This window comes from Singulisphaera photorubra (genome assembly GCF_045290345.1).
GTDB lineage: Bacteria > Planctomycetota > Planctomycetia > Isosphaerales > Isosphaeraceae > Singulisphaera.
In genome coordinates, this window is sequence record NZ_CP155447.1 from 9,266,983 (window position 1) to 9,282,359 (window position 15,377).

A 15,377-nucleotide genomic window follows, 5' to 3' on the forward strand; every position below is an offset into this window, starting at 1 on the left:
CATCAGTCCTCGTCGCCCATCAAAATTGAGCAAAAGTCTTCACTTCAGCAACAACAAGACCCAGAGCAGGCCCGCGACGCCCAGAGCGGTCACTGCCGCATAGTACTGGATCAGGCCGTTCTGCAAGGGAGCCAGCACCTCTCGGCCGAGCAGCCGAGGCATCCAGGCGGTGCCACGAATCAGGGCTCCATGGAGGAACCATTCGTCGAGAAATGCACTGACAGACGCGATCATTCGCAGGGGCCGAATGAAAATCATGTCATACAATTCATCGATATAGAACTTGTTACAAGACGCCCTGTAGAGCGGCTTCAAGCTTGAAGCAAGTCGAGCCGGAATCGGACTCGGTTTCGCGTAAAGGAAGAAGCTCGCAACAAGGCCGAGCACCCCAACCAGGGTTCCGGTGAGCGGAATAGAGAGATCAAGCCCGTGAGCATGCTCGGGGTGGCCGAGAGTCTCGAATGCGAAACTTTGCATGATATGATGCTCGAACAATCCGGTGGGACCGAAGAGCACGCCTACCATCACGGCGCATCCTGCCAAGGCGATCAAGGGATAGGTCATGACCGGCGGAGACTCGTGCCCAAAGTGGGAGTCGTGTCCGTGACCATGGCCGGCATCGTGACCATGCCCGTGGTCATCGTGGGCCGAGCCGTGACCATGAGCGGTCTCGCCTTCTTCCGCTTCCGGATCATCGGCGCTGGGAAGCTTTTCCGGACCAAAGAAGGTCATGAAGAAAGCCCGCCCCGTATAGAAGGCGGTCATCATGGCCGTGAAAATAGCGATCCAGTAAATCGCACGGTAGCCAGTCGCAGCCCCGCCATGCCCGGCTGCGTGTGAGGCCTCTTTCAAGGCCACGAGAATCTCGTCTTTGCTGAAAAACCCAGCAAACGGAGGAATTCCAGAGAGAGCTAGACCACCGATAGCAAACGTCCAGCAGGTGATCGGCATCCGATGGCGAAGGCCACGGAAACGCCTCATGTCGATCACTCCCCCCATCGAGTGCATCACGCTACCCGAGGCGAGGAACAGCAAGGCTTTGAAGAAGGCGTGGGTGAAGAGGTGGAACATCGCGGCGAAGACCGCAAGTTTCGCGACCGTACCAACACCAGCCCCAATGCCCATGAACATAAAGCCAAGCTGGCTCACCGTTGAATAAGCCATCACTCGCTTGAGGTCAGTCTGAGTGACCGCAATCGAGGCGGACAGAAGCGCAGTGAGACAGCCGATCGAGGCGATCAGCAGTTGGACGTTCGGCGCCAGGGCAATCAACGGAGTCGAGCGAGCAATCAGATAAACACCCGCCGTCACCATCGTCGCGGCATGGATCAGAGCCGAGACCGGGGTCGGACCTTCCATCGCGTCCGGTAGCCAGACGTAGAGCGGCACCTGGGCACTCTTAGCCGTCGCGGCCCAGAAGAGCAGCAGGGCAATCCCTTCAATGGTTCCCTGCGGGAGGCCGGCCAGTGTGGACGCGCTGAGGACGTTGCCATAGCTCAGGTCATGGTTCGGCACCACGGTCCAGAGCCAGAACAAGGCGATCGCAAAACCAAAGTCACCCACGCGATTGACAAGGAACGCCTTCTTGGCAGCTGCCGCGGCCGATGGTTTCGCGTGCCAGAAACCGACCAGCAGGTAACTACAGGTGCCCACGCCTTCCCAGAAGACATAGGTCAGCACGTAGTTATTCGACAGCACGAGGCCCGTCATCGAGAAGACGAAGAGGCCAACGCAGGTGAAGAACCGAGGATAACCCGGGTCTCCAGCCATGTAGCCTGCCGCGTAGATGGCGACCAGGGTCGACACGAACGTGACCATGGAGAGCATCATCGTCGTCAGGCCGTCGACCCGGAACTGGATCGGCACGTTCAGGTTGGAAAACTCAAGCCATCGATAGACGGTGACGACTTTATCGGGCCCGGCGGAAAACAAGAGGCCGAGCGAAACGAGGAATGCGAGAAAAATGCCGACCACGACCGGCAAATGCGCCTTCTCTCGCAGTTCTCGCCCAAAGGCAGCCGCGATCAACGCCCCGAGCAGGGGGAAGAACGGCACAAGCCAGGCGTTGTTCACCAGCAGATTCGGCACAGCGGCGCTCCCATCATCTGTCTCACTCGTCGGGCGTGGCATTCACGTCGATCGAACAACTCAACTCAGCCTAGTTTCGACGTTCCATCCAGGGCAGGCGCGGGTGTGCCGGCTCGTGCCCGGACGGGATCAGTTGCGGATAAGATTCGGGTCCCGGGATCTCATCGGCCGGCTCGGCGGTCAACTCTTCGCTCGAGACGGGGGCCAGCGGCTGCCCAGGCTCACGAATGTCTTGCCAGAGAGTCACGTCCAGCGAAGACCTGCGGTTGTACAGCACAAGGATCAATGCCAACGCGATCGAGGCCTCGCACGCCGCGACCGTCAGGATCACGATCGTGAACACTTGGCCGGACCAGTTGCCGTGGTAACGGCCAAAGCCGACCAGGGTCAGGGCCGTCCCCTGGAGCATCATCTCGGCCGAGAGAAACATCACGATCAGGTTGCGTCGGGAGAGGAAGCCGAGCATCCCCAAGGCCATCAACGCGGCCCCAACCAGCAGGAAATTCCTCAGGATCTCAAACGTGAATTCTTCGGGAGGCGGCATGTCGAAGCTCACTTCCTCTCGTGACTGGCCAGAATGAACCGAAGCGATCCTAGAGGTCCGCTTAGATGTTGACCGGGGTGGCGACCTGACGATCTCCAGGGCGAATCGGCGGCTTCGGCGGCGCGATCGACAGAGCGGCGATCAAAGCCACGAACAGCAGTGCGCCAGCCAACTCCACAGTGACCAGGTTGTCGGTGTAGAGCGTTTCTCCCAACCCGGCAACATGGGGCTTGAGCAACCCAGCTTTGTCGTGCAGTTGCGACGTGCTCCTCGACGCACGCTCGAGCACTGCCCCGATCTTGGGATTCGCGAGCGCAAGGTCACGACTTCTGACCAACTGCGCCTCGGCCCCGTTCTTGATCCCCTCAGGTGAGACCGAGGGGGGGCGAACGGTGAAGAGCGAATACAGCAGTGCCCAGAAAAGCAGGAAGCACGTCAGCGTGGCTCGGAACGGAGAACGAGCAGATCGGTCATACATTGCTCGCCCTTCCATTTGGGCCAGCATGATGACGAAGAGGAACGTGACGATGATCGCTCCCGCGTAGACGATCACGGTTCCCGCCGCGAGGAACTGAGCCCCCTCGAGCAGGAAGAGCCCCGAGGTCGAAAGCACGACGGCTGCGAACCAGAGGGCGCTGTAGATCGGGTTACGCGCGGTAATCGTCAGCAAGGCTCCCGCCAACGCGGTGAAGCTGAACAGATAGAAGAAGACCCCGGACAAGAAGGGGCTCGGCGGTGTCCAGAAGAGAGCGAACAGGAGCAGAGCCAACGTGGTCAGCCCTCCTCCCACGGCTTGCATCCGTCTGGGCTTCGTCGTCCCGAACCGGTGGGGCAGCAGCAAGTAAGTGCCGGCAGCCCCGAGAACCACCACCACGGCCGCCAGCATCAGATCGTTTGCCTGTGTGTTCACAGCTGCAAGTTCCCTTGTCGGTACAGGCTTAGGAAAGAGGCTGGGTCGGCTGCGCGGGTGCCCCCGGCGGCACGGAAGTTGGCCCCTTGCCAAACCGCATCGGTTCGGCGTCCTTGGTCATATCGAAGACCGAGAGGAGTTTGGACTTATCAAAAATCATCTGTTCACGTGAGAGGCCAGTCAAGTCGTAGAGGCCAGTCAACTCGATCGCCTCGACGGGACAGGCTTCTTCGCACATGCCGCAGTAGATACAGCGGAGCTCGTCGATCACGAAGCTCTCGCAGTACTTCTCACGGTCAGGCCAGGTCTCCGGAGCGGTGGCGCCCACGATGTCGATGCAGTGCGCGGGGCAAGCGGTCGCGCAGAGCATACAGGCCACGCACTTGACTCGCCCCTGCTCGTCCTTGTTGAGACGATGGACGCCGCGATAATTGGCGCTCGGGACGTGCTGCTCTTCGGGATACTGAACCGTGATCGCCTTGTTGAAGAAGGCAACGCCCGCCATGTGCCGAGCGGTGACAGCCAATCCGGCGACAATCTGGGGGAGGTAAGTCCTCTCCATCAAGTTCAGCTTCGGAGGCGTCAGTCGCTTCAAACTCGGGTCATCGGCACGCACGCGTAAAACTCCTCAACGAAACGTAGAGATCGACAAAAAGACCGGCCCAATCATCCCAACGAACCCGATCCCTCGGATCCCATCAATAGCGCGACATCCAGAGCTGAACGATGGCCGCGGTGGCCACAAGATTCACGAGCGACAGGGGGATCAACGACTTCCAGGCCAGATCCATCAGCGTGTCGTAGCGGAACCGGGGCAAGGTCCAACGTACCCACATCATGAAGAAGATCATCACGCCCACTTTGCCGATCATGATGAAACACTTCACCAGTGACCAGAAGAAGCCGACCTGCTCTTGGCTCGTGACGAACGGCAAGTCCCACCCACCGAAGAAGAGAATCACCGTCAGGTAGCTGACCGTGATCACGTTGAGATATTCGCCAAGGAAGAACATGCCGAACTTCATCGCCGAATATTCAGTATGGAAGCCACCTACCAACTCTTGTTCGCTCTCGGGCAAGTCAAACGGCAGGCGATTCGTCTCGGCGAAGGCGCTGATCAGGAAGAGCAAACAGCCGAGCGGTTGAACCACCACGCCCCAGACATACTTGTCCTGCCAGTTGATGATCGTATTCAGGTCGAGCGAACCGGCGATCAGGACGATCCCGAGAATCGACAACCCGAGCGGGATCTCGTAGCTGATCAACTGGGCACTGGAGCGAAGCCCACCGAGGAACGCGTACTTGTTATTCGAAGACCAGCCGGCCAGGATGACCCCGTACACTCCGAGACTGCCAACGGCGAAGATATAGAGAATTCCAATATCAATTCCGGGTGCGATTTGAAATTGAATCGGATTCCCAGGGCCCACTCCACCGAACGGGACGACCGCGAACGAGATCGTCGCCGCGAAGATCGCAATCATCGGTGCGAGGATAAAGACCGGTTTATTGACGTAAGAGGGGACCATGTCCTCTTTGAGAAGCATCTTGGCCCCGTCGACCAAGGGCTGCAGCAGCGCGAACGGGATCCCGAATTCGCGGCCCGCCCGGTTGGGGCCGATCCGGTCCTGCGCATAGGCCGCGATCTTCCGTTCGGCGAGGATGAGATAGGCGACCGCCCCTTGGGAGATCCCTACCACCATGCCGATCTTGATCAGCATCCCTACGACCAGCCAAAACGTCATGGAACCATTTCCTCGATCAGGAGCATGCCGGAATCATCGACCACCAGAATCTCAACGGGTTGCCAGGTCGCGGAAGTCTGTCGGCTACTCCGCCTTCGCGTACCTTGCTCTTCAAGCTCAGCCCGAGCGAGACGTCAGTCCTCGAGACCTTTCGGTCTCGAGGTCCTCAACGCCGAGCTTCAAGCGTCCTTCCCCCCCTTGGGGCTAGGCTCGCCAGGACGGTCTCCCTTGGCGCCCCTCGGCTGCATCCAGGCGTCGCGAAAGGGTACTCCGGCTCCTACCGGCTCTTCCGAACCGAGCACCACCCCGAAGGGGGCAACTCGCCCGCCGGTCGCGACGGCAAAGCCTGGTACGATCCCCGCTAGTTCGGCAAGGATGTCGCGGGAGTCGGCCGGTCCGGTGGAGCGGCCGATCAAAATCGCCAGGAGATCGAGGTCAGGGAGTGACCCATCACGCGGTGGCAATGAAGCCTCCGCATACTGGAGTCGGCCGTCGGCGTTCACATAGGAACCAGCCTTCTCCGCGAAAGTGGCACCCGCGAGGACAACGTCGGCCGCCTGAGCCAGGTCGGTGACGTGTGTATCCTGAACCACCAGGAACTCGACCTTCGGCCTGAGCTTCCTGACGTCCTCGTCAGTGAACGCGGGGTCAATCGCGTCCGAGGCGACGAAAAGGCCGCGAAACTCGCCGTGGGCTGCGCGACCCGAGATCGAAGCAAAGTCGATGACCTGGCCCTGGAAGTGCTCGAGAATCGCCTCGACACCGCGACGGTTTGGGCACTTCTCCGAATGGATCGTGAACGGTCGAGGAACCACGAAACTGGTGTCGCCCGTTCGGCCTTTGAGCTGGTCCGGTTCAAACGTCCGGTCGACGCCGACGCGGGGAACAGGCCCCAGCGCGAGCACGTTGGCGGAGTTCAAACCCTTCAGGTAACTGGCCAACAAGTAGGCTTCTTCAACCGTCAGGAACGGCGAGAGAATCCCCGCCACCACTCCGCCCGACTCATTGATCTGGGCGAATCCACGGCTGACGTCCTTGAGGGCTTGATCAATGGACGCTGGTTTGAGATCCCCATCCTGGCGAACGTACATGGCGTTCAGCAGCGCAGGATCATTCGCTTCCTTGTAGCTGTAGCGGCCTTCGTCACAGATCCAGTAGTCGTTGACGTCGGGATTGAATCTGGGCTTGTACCGCCAGAGTTGTCCTCGATTCTCCTCGGCGCTGACGTTGCAACCCGTCGAGCAACGAGTGCAGATCGAATCATGCTTCGAGAGGAACCAGACGCGTTGCTTGTGCAGGAAATCCTTGTCGAGCAACGCACCCACCGGGCAAATGTCAACAACATTTCCCGCCAACGGGTTCTCGAGAGGATACTCGGGGAATGTGCCGATTTCGGCATGGTTCCCGCGCCGCATCACTTGTAGCTCACCGGTCTGGGTGATCTCGCGAGTGAACCGGACGCACCGAGTGCACATGATGCACCGGTCCTGATTGAGCTGAATCAGGTCGGAGACGTCTTTGCGGGGGTTGACCGTACGCTCTTCGACGAAGCGATGGTTCGACTGACCATACTCATAGCTGTAGTCTTGGAGCCCGCATTCCCCCGCCTGATCGCAAACAGGGCAGTCGAGCGGGTGGTTGATCAGGAGTAGCTCCATGATCATCCGTTGATGCTCTTTGACCTTGGGGCTATCAGTCACGATCACGGTCGCGTCTTTGGCCGGAGTCTGACAGGCCGGGACGAGCTTCGGGATCATCTTGATCTCGCCCGTCTTCGGATCCTTGTTGCCGACCTCGATTTCGCACATCCGGCAGTTGGCCACGACGGAGAGCGCGGGGTGCCAACAGTAATAGGGGATGTCGACTCCGACGCGGGAAGCCATCTGAATCGCGTTGAGCTTCTCCCCCTCGGGGATTTCGTGCTCTTGGCCGTTGATGAAGATCGTCGCCATCGGGATCCTTGAGTCTAGTTGAGGGCGTGTTGGACACGCCAATCGGCGAAGACTTTCGGCGTGTCAACCACGCCCAACAGTGACGTTCTCCGTCCCTCAGCGATCTGATTCAGTCAGACCGAGGGGAGTGACCGCAGTGAACCGTTTGTCGATCCGTTCAAAATCGGCAGTAAGGGCTCGACGGAGAGTCCTTGAGCGATCCGCTCTTGGAGCGGCGTGACCGCATACTGCGGGTTTTGATGAGTCTTGATGTAGTCTTCGAACTCGCCCCGGAACTTCGCCAGCACGTTCTTGACCGGCCAGGCCGCACCATCGGCGAGGCCACAGATCGTGGTCCCGGGAATGATGCCCAAGTTGTTAGCCAGGTTGAGCATCATGTCGAGGTCTTCCGAGCGCCCGCCGCCCGCCTTGATGCGCTTCAAGGTCTTGTACATCCAGGCGGTTCCTTCGCGGCAGGGAGTACACTGTCCGCAGCTCTCGTGGGCGAAGAAACGTGCACAGTTGTAGAGATAGTCGACCATACTCGTATGGTCGTCCATCACGGTCACCGCGGCCGTTCCAAGCCCCAGGCAGCCGGGTTTGCGAAGTCCTTCGAAGTCGAGCGGTGTGTCGAGTTCCTCGGCGGAGAGCAGACCCATGCTGATTCCACCCGGAACCGCGGCCTTGGCTTTCCGCCCCTTCCAGACCCCCCCCGCGTGCTTGTCGATCAGCTCGCGACAGGTCACGCCCAAGGGGAGCTCGACACAGACCTGCTTGTTGACGTGTCCCGAAACACAGTAAAGTTTCGGCCCGTAGCTCTTGGGCGTTCCCATCGACTTGAACCAGTCGGCCCCACGTTCAATGATGTGGGGGACGCAGCAGAGCGTTTCGACGTTGTTGACGACCGTGGGCTTGCGAAAGGCCCCTTCGATTGCAGGGAAGGGCGGCTTGATCCGAGGCCAGCCCCGCTTGCCTTCAAGGCTTTCGATCAAGCCGGTCTCTTCGCCACAGATATAAGCTCCAGCGCCGCGGTGGAGCCAGATATCCAGGTTGAAACCGGAGCCGTAGATATTCTTACCGAGGTGCCCCGCCGCCCTCGCTTCTTCGATTGCCTGCTCCAGGATCCGGTACCCGTGGATGTACTCGAACCGGAGGTAGATGTAAGCGGTCGACGCCTTGGTGGCGAAGCAGGCGATCGCGATCCCTTCGAGGAACTGGTGCGGGTCTCGCTCGATCAGAAGCCGGTTATTGAACGTCGACGGCTCGCTCTCATCGCCATTGATACACATCAGGGTTTCCTTCCGATCTTTCGGAAGGAAACTCCACTTCAGGCCGCAAGGGAAACCGGCGCCTCCTCGGCCTCGCAGCTCCGAATCCTTGACGAGCGAGACGACCTGGTCAGGGTCCATCGTCGTCAGGGCCTTCCGCGCCGCCTGGTAACCCCCGCGCGACTCGTAAACTTTCAGCGTGCGACTATCGGGCACGTTCCAGTTGCGACTCAGTACGGGTTCAAACTCGGCCACGGCCATAAACTCCTGCGAGCAATTCGAGACGAAGAACGTGCGTGCCGCACCCCGGTGGTTCTCAAGAGGCAGGTTTCGGACCCGCCTTCAGATCGTCGAGCATCGAATCCACTTTGTCGGACGTCAACGGGCCGAAGATTCGCCCGTCATCGGCCAAGGCCGCGGGTGCGAAGTCGCAGATACCTAGACACTCGGCGAATTCCACCGTCAGCTTACCGTCGGGCGTGGTCTGCCCGGGTTCGATGCCCAGCTTATGGCAGGCGTGTTCGAGCATCTCTTCGCCGCCGGTCAGCATGCACGAGATCGACCGGCAGACCCAGACCCGCACGTCGCCAATCGGCGCCTGGGGAAAGAATCCGTAGAAGCTCATGGTGTCATGAACTTCGGCCGGTGTGATTTCGAGAATCTCCGCGATCTCGGCCATCGCCTGGAACGGGACACACCGAAAGTGCTCGTGCACGATGTGAAGCGCTGGCAGGGTGACCGCTCGCTTGCTCGGATAGCGAGGAATGAACGCCCTGATCTTCTCGCGGATTGGCTCCGAGAGCATCGTGATTTTGGCAATAGACTCGGCGGCCATCGATCCCATTCCTCAAACCCAGGGAGTCGGACGAGTGTTGAACCCGCACCCTTTTTACGATCAGCGGTCCAGCTCGGCAGCGATGATATTGAGACTTCCCAGGATCGCCACCACATCAGCGATCAAGTGATCTTTGATGATGTGAGGGAAGATCTGGAAGTGGATGAACGAGGGGGGCCGCGTCCGCGTCCGCCAGGCGGTCTGGCTGCCGTCGGTGATCAAGTAGTAGCCGAGTTCGCCGTTGGGCGCCTCGACCGCGGCGTAGATCTCGTTCTTGGGAGTCTCGAAGCCTCGATTGGGCATGATCAGCTCGAAGTGCTGGATCAAGCCTTCCATGCTGTTGTAGGTCGAGCCCTTATCGGGCAGCGGGAACTTCTCGGCGATCGCCACGTTGACCGGCCCGGTCGGTAAATTCCCAAGGGCCTGTGTGATGATCCGGTGACTTTGCCGCATTTCTTCCATGCGGACAAAGAACCGGGCGTAGCAATCCCCCTCGGTCATGTAGGGGACATCAAAGTCGAAATCGCGATAGGCGAGGTACGGCTGATCCTTGCGCAGGTCGAAGGTTACGCCACTGGCTCGGGCCAACGGCCCGGCAACCGAGAGGCTGATTGCGTCTTCCTTCGTCAAGACCCCGACGCCTCGCGTTCGTTCCAGGAAGATCCGGTTCCTGAAGAGCAGCTTTTCCATGTCAGAATAGACTTTGGGAAAGCTCTGGAGGACCGTTTGAATCTTGCGGATCACCTTATCGTTGAAGTCATGGAGGACTCCGCCGACCCGCGTGTAACCGGGGTGGAAGCGATAACCCGACATCTCTTCGTAGACGTCGTAAATCTGCTCCCGAAGATTGAATGCATAAAGGAAGGCGGTGAACGCTCCAAGGTCGAGCGCGGCAGCGCCCGTGCAGAGCAAGTGATCGCTCATTCGGGCGAGTTCGCCGATGATGACCCGGATGTACTGGCACCGCTTCGTCAGCTCGATGTCCAGCAAGCTCTCGACGGCATGATGCCACGCCACTTCGTTCATCGGCGGGCTGATATAATTCTTACGATCGACGATCGTCACATACTGATTGAAATTCAGGTGCTCGCCGAGCTTCTCAAACCCTGAATGCAGGTAACCGATGTCGGGCGTCGCCTTCACGATCCGTTCACCATCCAATTCAAGGATGAGCCGGAGGGTCGTGTGCGTCGCGGGTGCTGAGGCCCGAAGTTGAGGGTCCAAGTAAATTGCTTGGAGTCCGCGGCAAGTTCGGGATCGTCGAGCAAGTTGGCCGGCATTGATCTGGCACCTGCGAAATAACGGCGTTCGTTTCAACGCGAATCAAACCAGTAACGAGTCGTATCGCGGCCTTGGCCGCTTACTCACGATTCCCCGCGCGTCAGGCGCGGGAAGTTGTGTCGTTCGCCACGTCCTCGCAACGGATAGTCTTTCCGGAGCGGGAACGCCGTGAACTCATCGGGCATCAAAATTCGCCGCAGGTCGGGATGCCCCGCGAACTTGATTCCGTACATGTCGAACACTTCACGTTCCATCCAGTCGGCACCCAACCAGAGGGGCACCACGGTAGGAAGCGTCGGTTCGGGATCATCGAGAGCCACTTTGACGACCACAAATTCAGCCGTCTCGAGGTTCCTCAAAACGTAGTGAACCTCGAACCGCGGCCCAGTTCGATCGGGGTATCCGAGATAGTCCGCTCCGCCCAGCTCGGAAAGCATCGCGAAACCACACTGCTCTTTGAGCGAACGAAGCAAGTCGACCAGCCGATCGGAGCCAACGTGGAATCGGAGGTTATCTCGAAACCGCGTCAGCCGATAAACCCCTTCGCCGAAGATGCCATCGAGCGTGGCCAACGTGGCTGCGTGAGGATCAACGGGCGTTGTTGTCTCGGTGTTCATGGTTATCGGCTCTCCCACTCAGAGTCGCGAATCACTTGTTCTCATCAGAGCCGAGCAGACCGGGTCCGCCGGGAAGCCGGTAACCAAACCGATCTTCGTCACCACGTTCGCCGGCGACGGCATAACCGGCGGGCGCATTCCGTTTCTCTTCGATCATCTTTTCGCGTTCGAGCAATTCAGGCAGACCCAAACCGGCGATTGAACCGCCACGCTGGATCTTCTCCTGAAGGTCGATCACTGCCCGTAGGATCTGTTCGGGGCGAGGCGGACATCCGGGGATATAGATATCAACCGGAATGAACCGATCGATCCCTTGGACGACCGCATAGGTATCGAAGATACCCCCTGTCGAGGCACAGGCGCCCATGCTAATGCACCACTTGGGCTCGGGCATCTGGAGCCAGATCCGTTGGAGGACCGGCATCATCTTCATGGCCACTCGGCCCGCGACGATCATCAGGTCGCATTGTCTCGGGGTAAACCGCATGACCTCAGCACCAAATCTGGCGAGGTCGAATCGGCTCGCACCGACGGCCATCAGTTCGATTCCGCAGCAGGCGGTCGCGAACGGCATCGGCCAGAGGCTGTACTTCCGGCAGTAGCTCACCACCGAGTCCAGCGTGGTCACGATGGTGTTCTCGGGAACCTCCACCTTGCCGGCAGACTGAATCGAAACCGCCGAACCCGTGGCGCCAGGAAGTGTGATCGGCACTCCAGTCTCTTTGTTTGAGCCTATCGCCACTCGAACACCCCCTTCCGCCATGCGTATGCGAACCCCGCACCCAGGATCGCGACAAAGACCAGGATTTCGCCAAAGACGAGGTTACGGAAGACGGGAGGAATCCCCGCGACTGCCGTTGCCAGAACGGCCGGAGCACCGACCTTCGCAACGGGAGCCGCCGCGGCGGCCGCGACTGTTGGCCCCGCACTCCACTGAGCGACCGCCCACGGATAGAGAAAGAGAAGTTCCACGTCGAACAAGAGAAAGACGATGGCCACGAGGTAGTAGCGGACGTCAAACCGCTGGCGGGCATCGCCGATCGGGTCCATGCCCGACTCGTAGGGCATCTGCTTGACGGCCGTTTTCCGCTTCGGGCCAATGATGGCACTCGCGGCGGTCATCCCCACCGCGACGGAGATCCCGACCAAAATCAACAGAAATATCGGCGTGAACTCTGTACCCATCTGTCGCGAGACCGCCCGGCCCGCCTCACTCTTGTTCCAGCTTTGTGAAACTGTTCACAAAGTCGAACTAAAAAAATCCCAGCTCGAAAGCCGGGACTAACACGGGAGACGTCAATGATCATACGCAAGATGATCGAGATAACAAGGGGGGACTGGATTCAGTCCTGGTCCCCTCGGGGTTTATTGCTCATTTTTGCGTAGGTTTTGCGGAAACGTCGCCGTATGAGCGCGAGTCGATACGGCGTCGTTGTCCCGATCACTTCGGCCTGGTTGAGCCGGACCGAGGGGCGAGGCCCGGAGCCGTGAGCCGACTGGACGACTCGAGTTCCTCGTTCTCACGAAGAATATCAGAAGGCGTACGTTGTCGAGTACTCGGCTTGGTCGCTGGATTCGACCGTGAACCACTAAAAAGGGGCGACCGGCTGGAGGCTGCGCCGGGGGTTGCGGCCGAACTCTGTCGTCGCGCCCCGCCAGGCGAGGCTGCTTCCGCGCCTGGTTCTCGTGGTGCCTGGCCGCGAGGGTTGGCGAGATCGCGCGAGACCTTGCTCGAATCCTTGGTGTAGGCCCGGTAGAGCTCGGCGCGTTTTCGCGGGTCGCGCTCTTTCAAGTACGCAATATACTTCTCGTGCCTGGAACGCTGGTCGTGATAGAAATCCTTGTCGCTCGCCTGATTGGGCTGGTAGACGCGATTGTACTCTTTGTCATACTGCCGGTAGGCCGAGTAGTACGGAACTCCTGGGCCAGTGCGTCTTCGCCCGGTACCGAATTCGTCCGCGGGTCCAATCTCCGACTCCATGAATCGTTGAAATTGGTTGGCCGCGCCGTATCCCCCGGGCTGGAGCAAGTTCTGGTTAGGTGTGAGCCCGTAGCCAGAGGGGAAACTGGGATAGACGAATTGCTCATATTGCTGATTGTACGGTTTGTACGGATCGGCGGTGTGGCCTTGGGCCGTCGCTTGTCCGGCCCACCCCATGGGGGTCAGGAAAAACAGGCCAACATTGACGACACGCCGGAAATTTTTTGATCGTTCCACCGACATCGGCCACTCCCTTTTTTCAAAGAGGCCTCCGACATTCCACGTCATCGGAAGGATCGATGGGCAACAGGCGCGCCGACCCATCTTTCATTCTAGCACAAGGAATTCCGTCGAACATGGTCGCAGTCTTTAGTTGCGACGTCGCCACGCTGATCGTTCGGCTCCATTTTCGAATCTGTCCGACTGGCTCAACCTTCGAGGCGAGAAGTGATGGAGCCCGTAGTGGTAGCTCGACCTCTCGCCGGTTTGTTCGAGCGCTGCGTCCCTCTTGCTCTTGATCGGGAGGGGTCTCTATCCCGCTTGAGATCGGGATTCGGATTCGAAACATTAATTACAAGAGGAATTCGACCCACGCGGGTTCTCAAATTTCTCGATGGGATTCCAGCGGTTTCAGAAAGTGGGCATGACGCCGGATCGATCAGTCGCTCCAAACCCATTGGCTAGGCGGTGGAAACGGGAGGGGAATGGGATATGATGGTGAGATCGCGGCAAGGGTCGTTCGCGTTCTGCGCCTGGTTTCGCCGCCGGGCTCGCCTCACCATGGATGGGCCAATCTGGGGAGTCTCTGATGATTGGTGCGTATCTCGCATTTGCTGTCTTGGTTGGTCAAGTCCCCGCGCCCGATCCGATGGTACTTGTGATTCAACTGGGTTCGGCTCGCTACGCGCAACGGGAAGCCGCCGCATCAGCCCTTGAACGACTGGGTCGTCCCGCGCTGCCCGCGTTGCTCTCGGTGAGAGAGGTGAAGGATCCGGAGATCCGATCTCGCGCCTCGGCCTTGATCACGAAGATTGAAGGGGCCTTGCTGACGAAGCCGACCATGGTGGCTCTCAACTTCCAGGACCAGACACTCGCAGAGGTCATTCGTTCCTTCAGCGAGCAGTCGGGCATCAAGATGGCCATTTATCCGGAACCGTCCCCTGCTCTCCTGCAGAAACGGATCACTCTGCAGGAATCCGCGCCGCTTCCGTTCTGGAAAGCCTTGGACCGGCTCTGCGAAGCGGGACAGTTACAATACAACTTCGGGATGCACGGTATGCCGAATGCGAATGAGTCGGTTTTTCCGCTCTTCGCAGGGGGGGGCCGTCCTGCTGGCCCGATGTCGGATAACGGCCCGTTCCGGGTGAATCTCGGCGGACTTCACTATCAGCGTCACGTTCAGTTCCTCTCCAGTGGCCAACCCCTCCCTTCAAACCGGATCGTGCTTCCTCAAAACCCAGCGGAAGCGAAGCGCCCCGACTTCAACCTGACTGAAGAGTTTTACGCCCAGATCCAGGTGGCCGCCGAGCCAAGACTCTCGGTCACCCAGCGCGGGGCGCTCAAGCTTCTCGAGGCGGTCGACGATCGCGGTCAATCGCTTTTGATTCCCGAGACCAACACCCTGACTCAGCAGCGACAGTCAGGCTACTTTGGCTTGAGCGCCGGACCGAATTTGCACCTTCAAGCACCCCTGCATCGCCCCGAGCAACCTGGCCAAAAGATCAAGCGGCTCCGTGGCGTCTTACCGGTCGTGGTGGCCACCCGAAAAGGAAATCCGCTCGTCGTCCCCCTGAGCGGCTCGAGTGGCAAATCCTTCCGGAGCGAAGACGCGGTCGTGGAAGTTCAGGATATTCGCGTGAATCCGAACACTAACCAGACGAATATCCAGATTTCAGTGCGGGCGAAGGCGAATTCTGGAAGTGAGGCGGACCTGCTGGCCGCGATGCCGACCGCAATGGCCCGTCGGCCTGATTCGATCCAGCAGCAAATCGAAGTGTTCGACGGCCAGGGGAAATCGATTCCCTTGTATCTGTCCAACGACGCAGACGGCTCTCGGATGACCTTGACGCTGACGCCTCACGATCAGGGTGCAGCCCACGAGCTCCGCTACTACTCGATCGTCCGGGCCGCCACGGAAGTGAACTTCGAGTTCACCGACGTCCCGCTTCCCTGAACGC

General features: G+C 59.4%; 13 protein-coding genes and 1 pseudogene. 1 reads left to right on the plus strand and 13 read right to left on the minus strand.

Features of this window, described 5'->3' with window-relative positions:
• Nucleotides 1-39: 39 nt before the first annotated feature.
• The 13 genes and pseudogenes from nuoL to V5E97_RS34595 form a co-directional block, all read right to left on the minus strand.
• Nucleotides 40-2,088, minus strand: a complete 2,049-nt coding sequence (gene nuoL / locus V5E97_RS34535) for an NADH-quinone oxidoreductase subunit L (RefSeq protein WP_406696081.1) — start codon at nt 2,086-2,088, stop codon at nt 40-42.
• 70 nt (nt 2,089-2,158) lie between these two features.
• Nucleotides 2,159-2,632 carry an NADH-quinone oxidoreductase subunit NuoK gene (nuoK, locus tag V5E97_RS34540; protein ID WP_406696082.1) on the minus strand — a complete coding sequence of 158 codons (474 nt, stop codon included), beginning with the start codon at nt 2,630-2,632 and terminating at the stop codon, nt 2,159-2,161.
• A gap of 61 nt (nt 2,633-2,693) precedes the next feature.
• Complete coding sequence (locus V5E97_RS34545; protein WP_406696083.1) at nt 2,694-3,542, minus strand: NADH-quinone oxidoreductase subunit J family protein; 849 nt, start codon at nt 3,540-3,542, stop codon at nt 2,694-2,696.
• Between the two features lie 28 nt (nt 3,543-3,570).
• Nucleotides 3,571-4,158 carry a NuoI/complex I 23 kDa subunit family protein gene (locus tag V5E97_RS34550; RefSeq protein ID WP_406696084.1) on the minus strand — a complete coding sequence of 196 codons (588 nt, stop codon included), beginning with the start codon at nt 4,156-4,158 and terminating at the stop codon, nt 3,571-3,573.
• An 82-nt stretch (nt 4,159-4,240) separates the two neighbouring features.
• Nucleotides 4,241-5,287 carry an NADH-quinone oxidoreductase subunit NuoH gene (nuoH, locus tag V5E97_RS34555; protein WP_406696085.1) on the minus strand — a complete coding sequence of 349 codons (1,047 nt, stop codon included), beginning with the start codon at nt 5,285-5,287 and terminating at the stop codon, nt 4,241-4,243.
• A gap of 179 nt (nt 5,288-5,466) precedes the next feature.
• Complete coding sequence (locus V5E97_RS34560; protein ID WP_406696086.1) at nt 5,467-7,239, minus strand: NADH-quinone oxidoreductase subunit G; 1,773 nt, start codon at nt 7,237-7,239, stop codon at nt 5,467-5,469.
• A 113-nt stretch (nt 7,240-7,352) separates the two neighbouring features.
• Entirely contained in the window at nt 7,353-8,747 is a 1,395-nt protein-coding gene (nuoF, locus tag V5E97_RS34565) for an NADH-quinone oxidoreductase subunit NuoF (protein WP_406696087.1), read from the minus strand.
• A gap of 55 nt (nt 8,748-8,802) precedes the next feature.
• Entirely contained in the window at nt 8,803-9,321 is a 519-nt protein-coding gene (locus tag V5E97_RS34570; RefSeq protein WP_406696088.1) for an NADH-quinone oxidoreductase subunit NuoE family protein, read from the minus strand.
• 60 nt (nt 9,322-9,381) lie between these two features.
• Nucleotides 9,382-10,601 (minus strand): annotated as a pseudogene (nuoD, locus tag V5E97_RS34575) (NADH dehydrogenase (quinone) subunit D).
• Nucleotides 10,602-10,685: 84 nt separating this feature from the next.
• Nucleotides 10,686-11,219 (minus strand): NADH-quinone oxidoreductase subunit C, encoded by a 534-nt coding sequence (locus V5E97_RS34580; RefSeq protein ID WP_406696089.1) that lies wholly within the window; start codon nt 11,217-11,219, stop codon nt 10,686-10,688.
• A gap of 31 nt (nt 11,220-11,250) precedes the next feature.
• Entirely contained in the window at nt 11,251-11,961 is a 711-nt protein-coding gene (locus V5E97_RS34585; protein ID WP_406696090.1) for an NADH-quinone oxidoreductase subunit B, read from the minus strand.
• Nucleotides 11,952-12,341, minus strand: a complete 390-nt coding sequence (locus V5E97_RS34590) for an NADH-quinone oxidoreductase subunit A (RefSeq protein ID WP_406701261.1) — start codon at nt 12,339-12,341, stop codon at nt 11,952-11,954. The genes V5E97_RS34585 and V5E97_RS34590 overlap by 10 nt, the downstream gene beginning before the upstream one ends.
• Before the next feature lie 319 nt (nt 12,342-12,660).
• Nucleotides 12,661-13,443: a hypothetical protein gene (locus tag V5E97_RS34595; RefSeq protein WP_406696091.1), complete on the minus strand. Its 783-nt coding sequence runs from the start codon at nt 13,441-13,443 to the stop codon at nt 12,661-12,663.
• 565 nt (nt 13,444-14,008) lie between these two features.
• Here V5E97_RS34595 and V5E97_RS34600 point away from each other — a divergent pair.
• Nucleotides 14,009-15,373 carry a hypothetical protein gene (locus V5E97_RS34600; RefSeq protein ID WP_406696092.1) on the plus strand — a complete coding sequence of 455 codons (1,365 nt, stop codon included), beginning with the start codon at nt 14,009-14,011 and terminating at the stop codon, nt 15,371-15,373.
• Nucleotides 15,374-15,377 lie beyond the last annotated feature (4 nt).

Excerpts from the sequence above, each read along its gene's own strand:
- nuoK (WP_406696082.1), bottom strand. The coding sequence starts at position 2,632 with ATGCCGCCTCCCGAAGAATTCACGTTTGAGATCCTGAGGAATTTCCTG.
- nuoH (WP_406696085.1), bottom strand. The coding sequence starts at position 5,287 with ATGACGTTTTGGCTGGTCGTAGGGATGCTGATCAAGATCGGCATGGTG.
- V5E97_RS34560 (WP_406696086.1), bottom strand. The coding sequence starts at position 7,239 with ATGGCGACGATCTTCATCAACGGCCAAGAGCACGAAATCCCCGAGGGG.
- nuoF (WP_406696087.1), bottom strand. The coding sequence starts at position 8,747 with ATGGCCGTGGCCGAGTTTGAACCCGTACTGAGTCGCAACTGGAACGTG.
- V5E97_RS34570 (WP_406696088.1), bottom strand. The coding sequence starts at position 9,321 with ATGGCCGCCGAGTCTATTGCCAAAATCACGATGCTCTCGGAGCCAATC.
- V5E97_RS34580 (WP_406696089.1), bottom strand. The coding sequence starts at position 11,219 with ATGAACACCGAGACAACAACGCCCGTTGATCCTCACGCAGCCACGTTG.
- V5E97_RS34590 (WP_406701261.1), bottom strand. The coding sequence starts at position 12,341 with ATGACCGCCGCGAGTGCCATCATTGGCCCGAAGCGGAAAACGGCCGTC.
- V5E97_RS34595 (WP_406696091.1), bottom strand. The coding sequence starts at position 13,443 with ATGTCGGTGGAACGATCAAAAAATTTCCGGCGTGTCGTCAATGTTGGC.
- V5E97_RS34600 (WP_406696092.1), top strand. The coding sequence starts at position 14,009 with ATGATTGGTGCGTATCTCGCATTTGCTGTCTTGGTTGGTCAAGTCCCC.